At 45.0% G+C, this 14,581-nt stretch carries 10 protein-coding genes and 1 pseudogene; 7 read left to right on the forward strand and 4 right to left on the reverse strand.

Annotated elements, in window-relative coordinates; all coding sequences use genetic code 11:
- Positions 1-267 precede the first annotated feature (267 nt).
- From KK083_RS21510 to KK083_RS21520, 3 genes are all read left to right on the forward strand, one after another.
- On the forward strand, positions 268-1,560 hold the full coding sequence (locus KK083_RS21510) for a hypothetical protein (protein ID WP_254167477.1): 1,293 nt from the start codon (positions 268-270) through the stop codon (positions 1,558-1,560).
- 74 nt (positions 1,561-1,634) lie between these two features.
- Positions 1,635-2,462: a putative phage abortive infection protein gene (locus KK083_RS21515; RefSeq protein ID WP_254167478.1), complete on the forward strand. Its 828-nt coding sequence runs from the start codon at positions 1,635-1,637 to the stop codon at positions 2,460-2,462.
- Positions 2,463-2,518: 56 nt separating this feature from the next.
- Positions 2,519-3,490, forward strand: a complete 972-nt coding sequence (locus tag KK083_RS21520) for an AlbA family DNA-binding domain-containing protein (RefSeq protein ID WP_254167479.1) — start codon at positions 2,519-2,521, stop codon at positions 3,488-3,490.
- Positions 3,491-4,014: 524 nt separating this feature from the next.
- Here KK083_RS21520 and KK083_RS21525 read toward each other — a convergent pair.
- The 4 genes and pseudogenes from KK083_RS21525 to KK083_RS21535 all read right to left on the reverse strand — a co-directional run.
- A complete protein-coding gene (locus KK083_RS21525) occupies positions 4,015-4,395 on the reverse strand; it encodes a DUF2255 family protein (RefSeq protein ID WP_254167480.1) in 381 nt (126 codons plus the stop codon).
- Positions 4,396-4,409: 14 nt separating this feature from the next.
- A complete protein-coding gene (locus tag KK083_RS21530; RefSeq protein ID WP_254167481.1) occupies positions 4,410-5,597 on the reverse strand; it encodes an NAD(P)-dependent alcohol dehydrogenase in 1,188 nt (395 codons plus the stop codon).
- An 18-nt stretch (positions 5,598-5,615) separates the two neighbouring features.
- Positions 5,616-5,990, reverse strand: a complete 375-nt coding sequence (locus tag KK083_RS32785) for an SDR family NAD(P)-dependent oxidoreductase (protein ID WP_369074975.1) — start codon at positions 5,988-5,990, stop codon at positions 5,616-5,618.
- 1 nt (position 5,991) lies between these two features.
- Positions 5,992-6,378 (reverse strand): annotated as a pseudogene (locus tag KK083_RS21535) (SDR family NAD(P)-dependent oxidoreductase); the annotation flags it as partial.
- Positions 6,379-6,587: 209 nt separating this feature from the next.
- Here KK083_RS21535 and KK083_RS21540 point away from each other — a divergent pair.
- From KK083_RS21540 to KK083_RS21555, 4 genes are all read left to right on the forward strand, one after another.
- A complete protein-coding gene (locus KK083_RS21540; protein WP_254167483.1) occupies positions 6,588-7,484 on the forward strand; it encodes a helix-turn-helix domain-containing protein in 897 nt (298 codons plus the stop codon).
- A 648-nt stretch (positions 7,485-8,132) separates the two neighbouring features.
- Positions 8,133-11,411 (forward strand): SusC/RagA family TonB-linked outer membrane protein, encoded by a 3,279-nt coding sequence (locus KK083_RS21545; RefSeq protein ID WP_254167484.1) that lies wholly within the window; start codon positions 8,133-8,135, stop codon positions 11,409-11,411.
- A 38-nt stretch (positions 11,412-11,449) separates the two neighbouring features.
- Positions 11,450-12,889 (forward strand): SusD/RagB family nutrient-binding outer membrane lipoprotein, encoded by a 1,440-nt coding sequence (locus tag KK083_RS21550; protein ID WP_254167486.1) that lies wholly within the window; start codon positions 11,450-11,452, stop codon positions 12,887-12,889.
- A gap of 489 nt (positions 12,890-13,378) precedes the next feature.
- Complete coding sequence (locus KK083_RS21555; protein ID WP_254167488.1) at positions 13,379-14,536, forward strand: zinc-dependent alcohol dehydrogenase; 1,158 nt, start codon at positions 13,379-13,381, stop codon at positions 14,534-14,536.
- Positions 14,537-14,581: the final 45 nt, after the last annotated feature.

Here is a 14,581-nt window from a genome sequence, read left to right on the forward strand (position 1 = left end):
GTTGGAAGGTCATTGAGTATCCGCATGATCAATTCCGAGCGGTGCTCAGACAATATTTCCCGTATTCTGAGGGGTTGACGTTATTATCGACCTCTTCAATATGCTTTACCGTGCCTGCGATTCTGGCTGATTTAGTGACTAATAAACTTAGATGTGTATAAAGATATAAAATCTAATATTATTAGATTTACTTATCAAATGAAATTTTTAAAATAATGCGTTGGCTGGCAGTTAGAAAGTGTTGTTACCGTTAAATCGATTTTAAGTATGTCAAAAAAGATATCAGAAAACCCATCTTATCAGCGGCTGAGGACGGAAATGCAGCAGGCAGAGGAATTCAGGAAGGCCATACAGCTATTAGATCCCACGGGCGAAAAATTTCCTGATCTATTAAACGTATTGAATAAAGTGCCCGAATTCCAAAAACAACTCGAACAGATTGCGAATACTCCTGAAGAGTTCAATAATTATTACAGTGAACGAGGATGGATTGCCTATGAAAGTATGGAATCTAAAGTCATAGAATCTGCTATTGAACTGGCAAGAGTTGGAAGAATTGATGACGGAGAATCAGTGTTAGTAGAATACTATCATCCGGAAAAATTAAAATTCCGAATAAATTACATAAGAGGCGTGAAAGAGTTTGAGCCGCGAATGCGTCTTATTGATCTGGCGCTGGATGACTATATAGGAGAAAGATTTCATGCTTGCGTTCCCGTTTTGTTAATGATGATCGATGGAACTGTCAACGATGTTACTAAAGATTTCGGGCTATTTGCTGAGAATGTAGATATATCAGCCTGGGATTCAATTTCGGGCCATGAAAATGGACTTGGAAAGTTGTCCAAGTTGCTAAGTGGTAGCAGAAAAAAGACAAATGCGGATTTGATAGCGATTCCATATCGAAACGGTATACTACACGGCAAGGAACTGGCCTATGATAACATAGCGGTTGCTGCAAAAACCTGGGCCTTGCTTTTTGCCGTTAGAGACTGGATTGTTGCCAGGAGAAAGCAAAAACCAAAAGAGAAAGCCGAAAGGACTATCGAAGAATCAATCGAAGATCTACGAAAAATTGAGCAGTCCAATAAATTGCTCGATAAATGGATCCCCAGGAAGATTGTGTTGGGAGTTGAGTTGCCGAAGACCGGTACAATAGATGAATACGAAGCGAATACACCAGAGCGGGCTACGATGCAATTTCTGTTTTATTGGACAAAAAAGAATTTTGGAAAAATGTCGGAAATGATTGTTCGATACGAAAATCTGGGTTTGACAAATAAAAAAATAGCCGGAGAACTACGGGAAGCGTTTGAGACACTAAGCGTTATTTCTTACGAATTGTTATCAATAGATGACCAGGCTCCAGCCGTTACTGAAGTCAAAACATCGGTTACGTTTAGCAAGGCCAACGTTTCTGTGTTAAAGGAGCTAAACTTTAGATGGATTTACATGAACCGAGATGCAACGAATATTGGTAGATGGGAACGGGACGGTAGTTGGTTCTTAATAGATAACTTTAGATTGGAAGTTTCAATGATAAATCTTACCGAGAAGTGACGAAGCAATAAGGATCTCCATTCACGGAAATCGACTATAAAACAATCCCAGAACATAGTAATCTTTCTCAGTTTATGGAGAAAAAACAAAATGGTAAAAAGCTATTTCCCTGGTGGTTAAAATTGGTCTTCTTATGTCTAATGATTTCCCTACTCTGGGGACTTGGAACATACGTACTGCACCGACTCTACGATGGATACGAAATACCTGGGCAAATTGGTGATAGCTTTGGGGTTTTTAATTCACTATTCTCAGGTCTCGCGTTTTGTGGGCTTGTTTACACTATATACGTGCAACATCAAGATTCGATTGAACAGGCGAAGAACTTTTCGCGAGAACTGTCAGCAATTCAACGTCAAAGACGAGAAGCAGCTTTCTTCACGCTCTTAAACATCCATTTAGAAACAGTAAGAAATACAAAGATAACTCCAACAAAAGATTGGACTTTTTCTGGGGCAGAAGCTTTTATATATTTTTTTATGAGATTTCAGGAACTTGTTGAGCCATTGCCTCAACTTAATGTTACTGTTATGCCGCAATACATGGGTAAATACAATGAGTTGTTTGCCGCAGTGGGGGTAGCATTCTCACAATACTTAAAAAGTTTGTTAGCAATTTACAAATTTGTGAAGAACAGTAGATTAAAGCCAGAAGCCGAAAAAAAATACCTTGACCTTATTAAGGCGTATGTAACACAACAAGAGAAAGTCTTCTTGTTCTACCATCTGACGTTAATTTCTGACGCCAACGAGAATAGAGAATTGAAGTTGATGGAATCAGAATTGGACCTAATAAGGAGTCTGAGCGATTGGGATTTGGCAAATGGTGTACCTTTAAAGAATGTAGGTCATCACAGGGGATTTATAATAAATTATGAAATTAAGTATCCTCTTAAGGCCTAAGTTGAATAAATATCGCAATGGGCTTGGCAGATTAATTGTGAATCAAATGAATTGCTATGAATGATGAAATCAGGGACGAGGTAAGGGCTAAAGTACTCCAGTACCTCTCTTTTGGGAGACTTGAGACCAATAAGTTTGAACTGAAAAGGGAGTGGTATAACCTTCGCGAAAGCCATGGTAAGAATGAATTTCTCAGAGATGCTACCGCAATTATTAATTCCTATGGGGGCGAGAATGCATTTATTGTGTTTGGTGTTGCTGAAAGCAAAGAATTATTTGATACAAAAATCGAGGATTCTGGCTATAAAGATTCCGCCTCCATAAAAGACATTATCGATGCGAATGTGGACAAGCCATTTAGGTTTGATGTTGACCATGTAAACGTAAATGGCAAAAATCTTTGCTTTATTTATCTGCACCCTTCATTAGATAAACCCCATGTCATTGTTAAGTATGTTAATGACAACAAAGGGAGGGCGCAAGAAAACGCAATTTTCATTAGAAGCGGTTCTGCGAAAGTTTCACCGACAAAGGGTGACTTGGATAGAATGTATATCGAGAGAAATACGATCCTTGTTGAGCGGAAAGCAGATGTTTCAATTAATTTTCATGGATTCCATTTTTCAACCGACGTTAATAACCGAGTCGCTACACATACTTTGGAAAGGCCACTACTGATTGAGAATAGAGGTACAAGGGTTCTAGCGGTCTACAAAATCTTTTTGCAGTTTGATTTGGGTGATGAAAAACTTGTGTTTATCCATGAGACGATTGCAAAGAAACCAATTGTTATTCCGCCTAATGATATATACCGAGAGAATCTCAAGTTCTTTTGCAAAGAAACTCCTCACCGCAATCAAACGTCGAATAAGCTAAATAATGTTGTAAATAGTGTTTTAGAGAATCCAAGACATGGTGACGTTGTTTGTACACTTTTATTAGCAACAGGTGAAGACTTGCCTACAAATCTTTTTATGCCAAACATAAATCATGCTAAGTTGCCGCCGGTGGGTGTTCGAATATATTAATAGATATCAAACTCTAAGCCATGGGTAACGCGCACTTTTCAGCACGGTGATTTTGAGTTTTAATATGCTTTGAGTTAAATTGAATTCCTGTATTGCAGTTACAAAAACGTGGTGAGCTAACTGGTGAGCGCAGTTTTACACCGCATGCAAAATATTGAAAATCAAAGCGTTTAGGGCCGGGTTCGAATCCCGCCCTCTCCGCCAAACAATCACAAACGCGTCCAGCCCAAAAGGCTGGACATTTTTGTTTTTGGAGTAGTTGCCGAGCTTGCTTGAGCAATTACGGAGAAAACAAAAATAAAGGGAGCGGAGCGACCGCGTTTGTGATTGTTTGAAGCCTCCCCTTTCAGGGATCACCGAAGGTAATCCCGCCCGCTCCGCGATTTCAATATCAAGCAAAATCAAAGCCCTGCAATTCGTATGAATTTCAGGCTTTTGCTTTTAGAGACACACCAAATTGTTCATCAAAACTCAAGTTGTTGGCGAGTAATTCGGTGAGGTACCTAATGATCTTATCAGCATTATCAACGTGTATCAATTCTGACTGTAGCGGATCGTGCTTTCTCACTAACCATTGAATTCAAGTAAGGACTGCCAACATATTTTTTCCGGTATGCGTTATCAACAGCTTTGTTCACTTCTCCGCTAACTGGAGCAAAGGAAACCTCGAAAGCTTTTCCTGCAACCGTAATCCTTCCTGCCCTTTGGCTCAACGCTGCCTGATACCATTTTGACTTCTGACCGTGATAAGGGCGAACGTAAAGTTCATTGTTCACAACGACTGACCATATCCAGGTTGGAGTTCCATACGTAATTCCATCCTCTCGAAATGGCGATATATGAAGATCATCGGCAAGGGCTACTTTTTCCAACAAAGACTTCAACGATGTACTTTGATTTGTCATAGAACGTTTGATCGTTAGAATGTACTTGCATCTATGACATACCGATAACGAGCTTCCTTATTCACAACTTTGTTCCAAGCATCGTTGATCTCTTCGGCTTTAATAATTTGTATTTGCGGGTGGATGTTGTTCTTTGCGCAATAATCCATTATTTCCTGTGTTTCAGGAATTCCTCCTATAAGCGATCCGTTGAAGTTAACGCGATTAAAGATCATATTGAAGTTGTTGATCGACAACGCGCCATTAACTGGCATGCCCACTTGTGTGAAATTTCCGTAGGGTTTAACACAGTCTATGTAACCTGACATTTCGTATGCGTAAGGAACGGTTGAGATCATGTAATCAAGCTTGCCTTTCCATGGCTTCAGTTTATCTGCACTATCAACCACAATCACCTCTTTTGCGCCGAAACTCTTGATGTCATTAACTTTCGAAGCAGATGTGGTGAAAGCATACACTTCAGCACCTTTCGATTTAGCAAGCTTAACTGCCATATGCCCTAATCCTCCAATACCTACGACACCAACGTTGTCACCGCGCTTGATCTTGTATTGCATCATTGGCGAATAGGTAGTGATTCCTGCACATAATAATGGCGCAGCATGTTTTAAATCCATATTGTCCGGAATTCTGATCGCAAAGTGATCACGTACAACGATATTGTTTGAGTATCCTCCTTGAGATATACCAGATGGAGACGTTTTTTCGGGGCTACCATATGTCCCGGTGAATCCCGTTGTTTGGCAATGATGCTCCGCGCCTTTCTTACAGCTTTCACATTCAAGGCAGCTATTGACCATGCAACCAACTCCAGCTTTGTCGCCTATTTTGAATTTGGTTACATTCTTTCCAACTGCCGTCACGATTCCCGCTATTTCATGCCCTGGCACCTGCGGATACGGTTGCTTACCCCAATGACCTTTAATCGTGTGAATATCAGAATGACAGATGCCTGAGTATTTTATTTCAATCAGTACATCGTTGTCACCAACAGGCCTGCGCTCGAAATTCCAAAGTGTTAGGTTGCCATTCTCGTGTTTGCCAGCGTACCCTTTAGCTTTTATGTTTGAAGCCATTATGTTTAAGTGTTGATTAGCTAATAATTCAATCGGACCAGAGAACATTACTGCGGACCCCAGCAAGGCAGAGTTCTGCAAGAACTTCCGTCTTGGATATTGATTAATGTTTTTTTGATTTCCCATACCGTACAACGTTTGCTTTTACTGAATACTATAACCTCCGTCCACTACCAAAGTGTGTCCCACTACGAGGCTTGCCATATCACTGCAAAGCCAAAGCACTGCATCGGCTATTTCCTTAGGTTGCCCCAAACGCTTAGCCGGTACCGCTGCAATCATCATATCAAGTATCTCTTGCTGACCTCCCGCCATCATTTTGTCAACCATCGGCGTATGAATGATGCCAGGACAAATGGAGTTGATGCGAATTCCTTGCGCTGCATATTCGAGCGCTGCACTTTTCGAAAGTCCGATGACGCCGTGCTTCGCTCCATGGTATGTTCCTCTTTGCGGGCCGCCCAGAATTCCTCCGATCGAAGAACAGTTTACAATCGCACCATTGCCCTGCTTGCGCATCTGCTGGGAGTTCAAACTTCATACAGCTCCATACGCCACGCAAGTTCACACCCATCACTCTGTCGAAGTCTTCTGCAGTCTGGTCAGCTGCATCAGCAAGGACGTTTTGAATACCTGCATTATTGAAGGCTGCATCCAGTTTCCCAAAGGCTTCCACGGTTTTACTGACCATTTCCTGCACCTGTGAATCATTTGACACATCGCAAGCAATGGCAAGCACTTTATGCCCATCTGCTTTAAGTTGACCTGCTGCTTTGTTTACAAGTTCTTTGTCCCAATCGGCCAATGCAACCGATGCACCCGCTTCAGCAAATGCCTTTGCTGCCGCAAATCCGATACCCTGCGCTGCCCCCGTAACGAGAGCTACTTTGTTTTCCATAAGTCTCATAAATCAATTCGTCTTAAATTTTGTTATTTGGAACTGTCGGAACCTAATGGTCACCCATGAGGAAATCGACTTGACAAAGGTCACATTTGGCTTACAAGTGGGTCATATACAATCCACAGATAATGCTACCATTTCCACTGATCTTCACGGATCGGCTTACAAGGAAGTGGCTAATAGGCTAAATTTGAATGATTTTATAAGCGACTAAAATGGAAGAAATCTTAAGAATCGATACGGTTAGTGAACATGATGCTTTTTATCATAAAGAAAATCTACACCCGCTTATAAGCATTATGAATTTTGACGGTAGAGTGCCGGACATCTATGCGTCTAAAATGAATTTCGGTTTTTATGCCGTGTATTTAAAGGAAGTAATGTGCGGCGATATGAAGTATGGACGCCATACCTATGATTATCAAGATAGGACTTTAGTTTTTGTTGCTCCAGGCCAAGTCATTCATGTTGATATAAACAAAGATTACAAGCCTCAAGGCTACGCGTTGTTGTTCCATCCAGACCTGTTGCGTGGCACGCCGCTGGGGAAGCATATTGATGATTATTCGTTCTTCTCTTATCAATCGAATGAAGCGCTGCACTTGTCTGAAAAAGAGTGGAAGATTGTATTGGACTGTTTCGAAAAAATCCGATACGAACTCGAACGTGGTGTTGACAAGCATACCAAAATGTTGATTGCTGCTAATATTGAATTATTCCTGAACTACTGCGTGCGATTTTATGAGCGCCAGTTCATATCCCGAAACGAAGCGAATAGTGACATCCTTAGTCAGTTTGAAAAGTTATTGAACGAATTCTTTCTATCCGATAAGCCGCAAACCGTAGGCTTGCCCAGCGTCACCTATTGTGCGGAGCAACTCAATCTGTCTACAAACTATTTTGGTGATCTAATCAAAAAAGAAACAGGCAAAACAGCTTTAGAATATATCCAATTAAAAGTGACGGCTCTTGCTAAACAAAAACTGTTAGATAGTAAGAAAACCGTCAATGAGATCGCATACGAATTGGGGTTCAAATATCCCGCACACTTTACCAGAGCATTTAAAAAAATTACAGGTCTCACGCCTGTTGGATATCGGTCACTAAACTAACATTGTAATACCGATTGCAATTGCAGACAACAGTCTTTACAGCAGCTTTGTATAGGGATCGATACACAGTAAACCTGAAGTCCTTCGATGGGCGTTCCCTTCGTCATCCAACGGGTTGGGCACGCTAAGCCGAGCTTTGCTCGAGCAAAAGCCCAGGAATAAAAAATAAAAAGGCACGACAGTGCCGCGCTGATATTGGATCTAAGCCTCCCCTTCGAGGGATCACCGAAGGTAATCCCTGTCTCTCCGCCTTCGCTCGCCATAGCAACAACACTTACGAAGCCGCTCCGTCTGGGAGCGCCGGCGAGAGGTCACCAGTACATTTTCAAAATAGCGCTTTGGTAAGGCGAGCTACGGCGGACGCGGTCCGCAACCTAGAACTGGCTACCCAAACTGTTTATTGATCCGAAATTTTGGAGCGAAGAAGCAGGACGAACGTTGAAGGCTTCTGCGATCAACGATGAACTTGCCGAGATTAGAAGATCATCGTAATTTTTTTTCAGTCATAGCAATCGTTGCAGTGTTCAGTGATTTCGTTTGCGCCAACCCGGCCCCTACCTCATCCTCCAAAACGGGGTATTACCTTCAGAAAATCTTCTTAGTTTCGGTTACCTAAATTTTTAATAACCTAAACCTAACCTAAACTCTATGAGGAGAATTGTACTGCTATGCTTAACAGCGGTGCTCTCATTCGCTGGTAGCGATTTGTGGGCACAGGACAGAACAATCAGCGGTAAGGTGACGTCCAAAGAGGACGGCTCACCACTGCCTGGTATTAACGTGATCGTAAAAGGTACCACCGTTGGTACAACCACCGATGCCGACGGTGGCTATTCAGTTTCAGTACCAAACTCTGGTACGATCCTCGTGTTCTCGTTTATCGGTCTTGCCACGCAAGAAGTAGAGATCGGTTCCAGAACGGCCATCAACATTGACATGGAACAAGACGTCACGCAACTCACCGAAGTCATCGTAACGGCCCTCGGTGAAAAGCGTGAAAAGAAAGCCATCGGTTATGCGGTGCAGGAGGTAAAGGGCGATAAGCTTACCTTTGCCAAGTCAACCGATATCAACTCCGCGTTGGCGGGCAAGGTGGCGGGTGTGCAGCTGACCGGATCACCCAGCTCGAGCTTTGACAACGCCAACATCATCATCCGGGGTGTTAACACGCTCGCTCCAACGGTAGCCAGCTCGAATACACCGGCAAGCGCAACGGGCGCAGGCGGTACCACGTTTGGCAACACACCCAGTGGTCCGCTATACATCGTTGACGGTACACCTTCTGATCCGGGCAACATCATCATGGACAACGTTGAAAGTATCACCGTACTGAAAGGTGCCTCAGCTACCGCCCTCTATGGCAACAGGGCTGCCAACGGCGTGGTGGTGATCACCATGAAGCGCGGAACCAGGAACAATACACCCAAGGTTGAGATGAACCTTGGCGTGTCGTTCGAGAAACTGTATATCATGCCGGAATATCAGAATGAGTATGCCGGCGGTTATTCGTCGTCATACGCCAACAAGAACGCGCTTGGTGCCGGCTACCTCGACGATGAGGGCTTCTACATTTTCCGCTACGACCCCACGATCCATCCCGATGCATGGGCTGCTTTTGAAGGGCAGCGCATGCTGGAATACGGCGCAGACGAGAGCTGGGGGCCAAAAATAAATGGTCAGCAATACAGGCCGTATTATTCGTGGTACAGTGGATCCGAATTTGGCACCACCGAACCGCTTGTGGCCAGGCCGGATAACGTGAAAAATTTCTTCAGAACAGGTGTGAACTTCAACAACTCCGTTTCGGTAAGTGGTGGCAGCAGCAACACCGAATACCGCATCACGTATGCCAATCAGCACAGAACACTCACGCTTCCCAACGCTTATCGTGACCAGAACCAGATCGGTCTTACCGGCTCTCACGATATCGGTAAGCTGACGGTGTCTACTGACGTGATGTACACCAGCAGCTATACAAAAGGCCGGCCCGTGGAAACTTACAGGAACGATGGTTTGAACGTTACTCAAAACTTCAACCAGTGGTTCCAGCGTCAGCTCGATATCTCGCGCCTCAAAAATTACAGAACACCTGAGGGCGACCTCATGTCATGGAATATTGGCGACCCGAACGGCTCCGGAGACCTTAAGGAGATCCAGAAGCCCCAATATTGGGATAGTCCTTATTTTGTGCAGAACGAAAACTACATGACAGAAAAAAGAACCCGGCTGTCAGGCAATATCGGTCTTAACTATAAGCTGAGCGAAGTCTTCAACCTGACAGGTTTTGCCAGGATCAACGCTTACAATGCGGTGGGCGACCTGCGCATTGCAACCGGCGGCCTGCAACTTGACGACTACTCGATCTATCAGATGTACGACAACGAGACGAACTATGAAGCTAACCTGAATTTCAAGAAGACGTTCAATGCCATCTCCTTGCACGGATTTGTGGGAACGAACCTTCGTAAGAACTCGTCTCAATATTTGTTCAACAGCACGGAAGGTGGCCTTTCTTCACCCAATTATTTCGACATCGCCGCTTCTATAGCACGCCCTACAACGGCCCGGGTAGTGAGCGAGAAGGAAGTGAGAAGTGTCTACGGAAAAGTATCCCTTGGCTACAAAGATTTTATATTCCTGGATGGTACCCTCAGGAATGACTGGTCATCGACCCTGCCGGTTGACAATAACTCATACTTGTATCCTTCGATCTCCACCAGCTTTGTGTTCTCTGAATTACTCGATGTTTCATCTTCGAGTGTATTGTCATTCGGAAAAGTAAGGGCATCGTATGCACAGGTAGGATCGGATCTTGGCTATAACCAGGTTTACACGGCCCTTACCAATGGAAACCTGTACAATGGCCAGCCATCCGTAGAGATCGGCAACCAATATCGCACGGGCGAAGTGAAGCCCGCGTTGAGCAAGTCGTGGGAAGTTGGAACTGAAATGAAATTGTTCGGTCTTGTAGGTCTTGATTTTGCCTATTATGAAGACAACAACATCAACCAGATCCTCAGCCTCGACGTATCTACCACCTCGGGATATTCTAATGCACAGATCAACGCAGGTAACATCCAAAGAAAAGGTTGGGAAGCAAGTGTCTCCGCCACACCCGTCAATAGGGGCGGATTCAACTGGGATATCACCCTGAACCTGGCTCACAATACTTCGTTCGTAAAAGAGCTCGCCGACGGATTGAGCACCTACACGTATGCTACCAGCGGTACCGACATTCGTGTTGAAGCACAGGCAGGAGAAAAGTGGGGAAATATCTACGGCAGAAACTGGCAGACCAACGCCGCCGGACAGACCGTGTTCTCATCCAGTAATGGAACCGTTGCCTATACAACAGGAAACAAGATCGGAAACATCCAGCCTACCCTCACCGGTGGCATGTACAACACAATAAGCTACAAGAACTTCGACTTCTCATTCTCGCTTGATTTCCAGCAAGGAGGCATGTTCTATTCTTTGACCAAACTTTATAACGTGGGTGCAGGGCTTTCCAAATACACGACCGGCGTGAACGATTTAGGCAATGATATACGGACCTATCCGGCAGCAGGAGGTGGTGTGAGAATGGATGGTGTCATTGGCGCAGCTGAAACTCCGTTGACAGTGTATGTTCCCGCCAGGAGATATTTTTATACAAACCTGCAACGGGATAGCCGCAACTTTATTATGGATGCCGACTATATCAAATTGCGGGAGATCCGTTTGGGGTACACCATTCCAAGCGCCATCACTTCCAGGCTCGGCATATCAAAAGCAAACTTTGGCGTGATGGTGAACAATGCCTGGCTGATCGCGGCACCGGCCAAGAAGTGGGGCATTGATCCTTCAGAAATTGAAAACTATTGGTACGAAGGCGGCCAGCTTTCGTCTTCACGCACCACTGGTTTCAACCTGAAGCTGACCTTATAAGCATTGATCAAGTGAATCTTATTTAATGAAAAATTATCATGAAAAAATATTTCAATAAACTATTGGTTGGCGCAGTGCTGCTTTTAGCAGTTGCCTGCGATCCCAGCGACTTCGGAGATCTCAATGTTGACCCGACAAAAGTGTCGAGCGCCAGCACCAAGGCGTTGCTCACCAATGCACTGCAAAGCTTGCCTGGAACCATGTTCGGCAATAACACATCCAATTTTTACGTACAATACCTGTCGGAAGGTCCGTATCCCGGAGCTTCCCTCTATTCTACTGTGAATTTTGACTGGGCCACCACGTACCACGGCCCCCTGGCAAACCTTCAGACAATCATTGACTATAACAATGCGAATAATCCAAATGCAGATGAAGTTGTCAATGGCGCCAAGGCAAACCAGATTGCGGTAGCCAGGATCCTGAAAGCATACTATTTCTGGTGGTTGACCGACCGCTATGGCGATATCCCCTATTTTCAGGCACTCACAGGAGCGAAGAATTTCTATCCGGCTTACGATCTGCAAAAAGATATCTACTACGATATCTTTAAAGAGCTAACCGAGGCCGTTGCGCAGCTGGACGAGTCCAAGGCTGGCCCTGTCGGCGACATTCTGTTAGGCGGCGATGTCAAAAGCTGGAAGTTGTTTGCCAACACGGTAAGGCTATATGCCGCATTGCGCCTGATCAAGAACGATTATGAGAAGGGAAAGACAGAATTCAATGCCGCTATCACTGCCGGAATCCTGAGCAGCAACAGCGACAATATCTTCTATGAATACATCGGAGGTGACCCTAACAATTATAATCCCTGGTATACCAATTATTCGGTAAGCAACCGGAACGACTATGCCATCAGCACGACAATGACCTCCTATATGCAACCCTTGTCAGACCCCAGGTTGCCCCTCTATGGCGAAGTACTCGGCGGTGGCGTGGTAAAAGGCCTGTCTTACGGCTCTTCTGCCGCGCGTAACATTCCGAACGCCTATAGCAGGATCGGCGACGACTTCCGCGGTGCAGGTTCACCCGCTGCGCTCTTTACCTACGCTCAGACACTCTTCGTTTTGGCGGAGGGTACCAAAGCAGGTTATATTGCTGGCGGAGACGCACAAGCGGAAATTCACTATTATAATGCTATTAAGGCATCTTTCGAGCAGAATGGTGTATACACGGCCAGTGGATATAGCGCTTACATTGCAAATGCAACAGTTACTTACTCCGCAGCAGAAGGCCTGCAAAAGATCATCATGCAAAAATGGGTACATCAGTACCTCAACGGCTATGAGGCATGGGCTGATTGGAGACGCACCGGCTTCCCCGTGCTTACGCCGGCAGCAGATGGATCGATCTCATCAATACCGAGAAGGCAAGGATACCCAACACCTGAAAAGTCGTTGAATAAGAAAAATTATGATGCGGCTATTGCAATACAGGGTACCGACAACCTTGTCACCAGAACCTGGTGGGATAAGTAAGAACAAAATTCCAATTGATAAAAAAGCTGCCCACAACAATGGGCGGCTTTTTTTATTTCGGAGCGTTCAGGATCGTTCCTGACAAGCTATATATCTTTTATAACGAGCGGGATGCCAGATCAGGGTGCCGTGAGAAAATTACAGACGCAGCATCTGCATAGATCATGTCAGCGAGCATAATACTGCTGTAAAACAAAATGATATTGTGGTCAATTGTTTGGGCAGAGTTCCGCTACAGCCCCTCCTCAAAATTCGAGGTACTTGCTGTTGCGTGACCGCTACGCCTGAAAGTTATGCAGCTCAAACCAAGCCCGGCATGAAATTGTGCCATCAGATCTCAACCACTTTACAATCATAAACAGCGGGATAAAGCCGGCACGCTGAAGTTTTTTGTACAATGAGGCCTGCGTGTTTTTAAAATCAGGCATACATTTTTCATTCGTGCCCCGAATCGTGGAAGCCCTTAATGTTACACTTAAAAACACGCCTATGTTAGCAATGAATTTTCGCGGACCGTATCAAATCCGGCCCGACCGCAACAGGCCAATGCCGGAGATCGAGCATCCGTATGATGCCATCGTCCGCGTCACCCGGTCACTGGTTTGCGGCTCAGACCTGCACCTATACCATGGGTTGGTGCCGGATACCCGTGTCGGTATGACCTTTGGTCATGAATTTACTGGTATAGTAGAAGAAATTGGATCAGGTGTACAGAACCTGGAAGTTGGCGACCATGTGCTGGTGCCTTTTAACATTGCCTGCGGTACTTGCCCTTTTTGCAAGCAGGAGCTCTATGGAAATTGTCATGAAGCGAATTCGGAAGCTACAGCTGTGGGCGGCTTTTTCGGCTACGCACACACCGGCGGTGGTTATGATGGAGGTCAGGCCGAATACGTGCGCGTACCGTATGCAGATGTAAGTCCGATAAAAATTCCCGAAGGCATGGACATCGAAGATGCTGTTCTATTGACTGACGTGGTGCCCACGGGTTATCAGGCAGCTGAACAGGCTGGCATCCAAAAGGGTGATACGGTGGTAGTCTTCGGTGCAGGTCCCATTGGTATCATGGCAGCACGGTGCGCATGGTTCTTTGGTGCCGGACGCGTCATCATCATCGATCACATTGATTATCGTCTCGAGTTTGCAAAAAAATATTCTTACTGCGAGGCTTATAATTTTAAAGAAATGAATGATCCGGTGGTGTTTGTGAAAAAACTCACCGATTGGTATGGCGCAGATGTGTGTATCGATGCCGTTGGATGTGAGGCTGTAGGCCATGGATTGCAAGACATTACAGGTCGAATGCTGCTGCAGGCCGGCAGTGGCACCGCGCTGCACTGGGCCGTTAACTCGCTTAAGAAAGGTGGCATCTTATCCATCATCGGCGTGTATGGTCCACCCTGGAACCTTGCTCCTATCGGAAGCATCATGAACAAAGGTATTACCGTGCGGGCCAACCAGGCTTCCGTCAAGCGCCTCCTGCCTAAGCTCATAGACCACGTGATGAGCGGAAGGCTGAATCCAAAAGGTATCATCTCACACCGCATTCCGCTCGAAGAAGTGTCAGATGCCTACCGGATGTTCTCCAAAAAGCTCGACAACATCATCAAACCATTGTTAATTCCACCACGCGCATTCGCAGCTTAAATTTTTAATTATGAAAAACGTTTTAGAAGATATTATTGAACCCCC

The organism is Chryseosolibacter histidinae (genome assembly GCF_018598225.1).
GTDB classification, from domain to species: Bacteria; Bacteroidota; Bacteroidia; order Cytophagales; family Cyclobacteriaceae; genus Chryseosolibacter; species Chryseosolibacter histidini.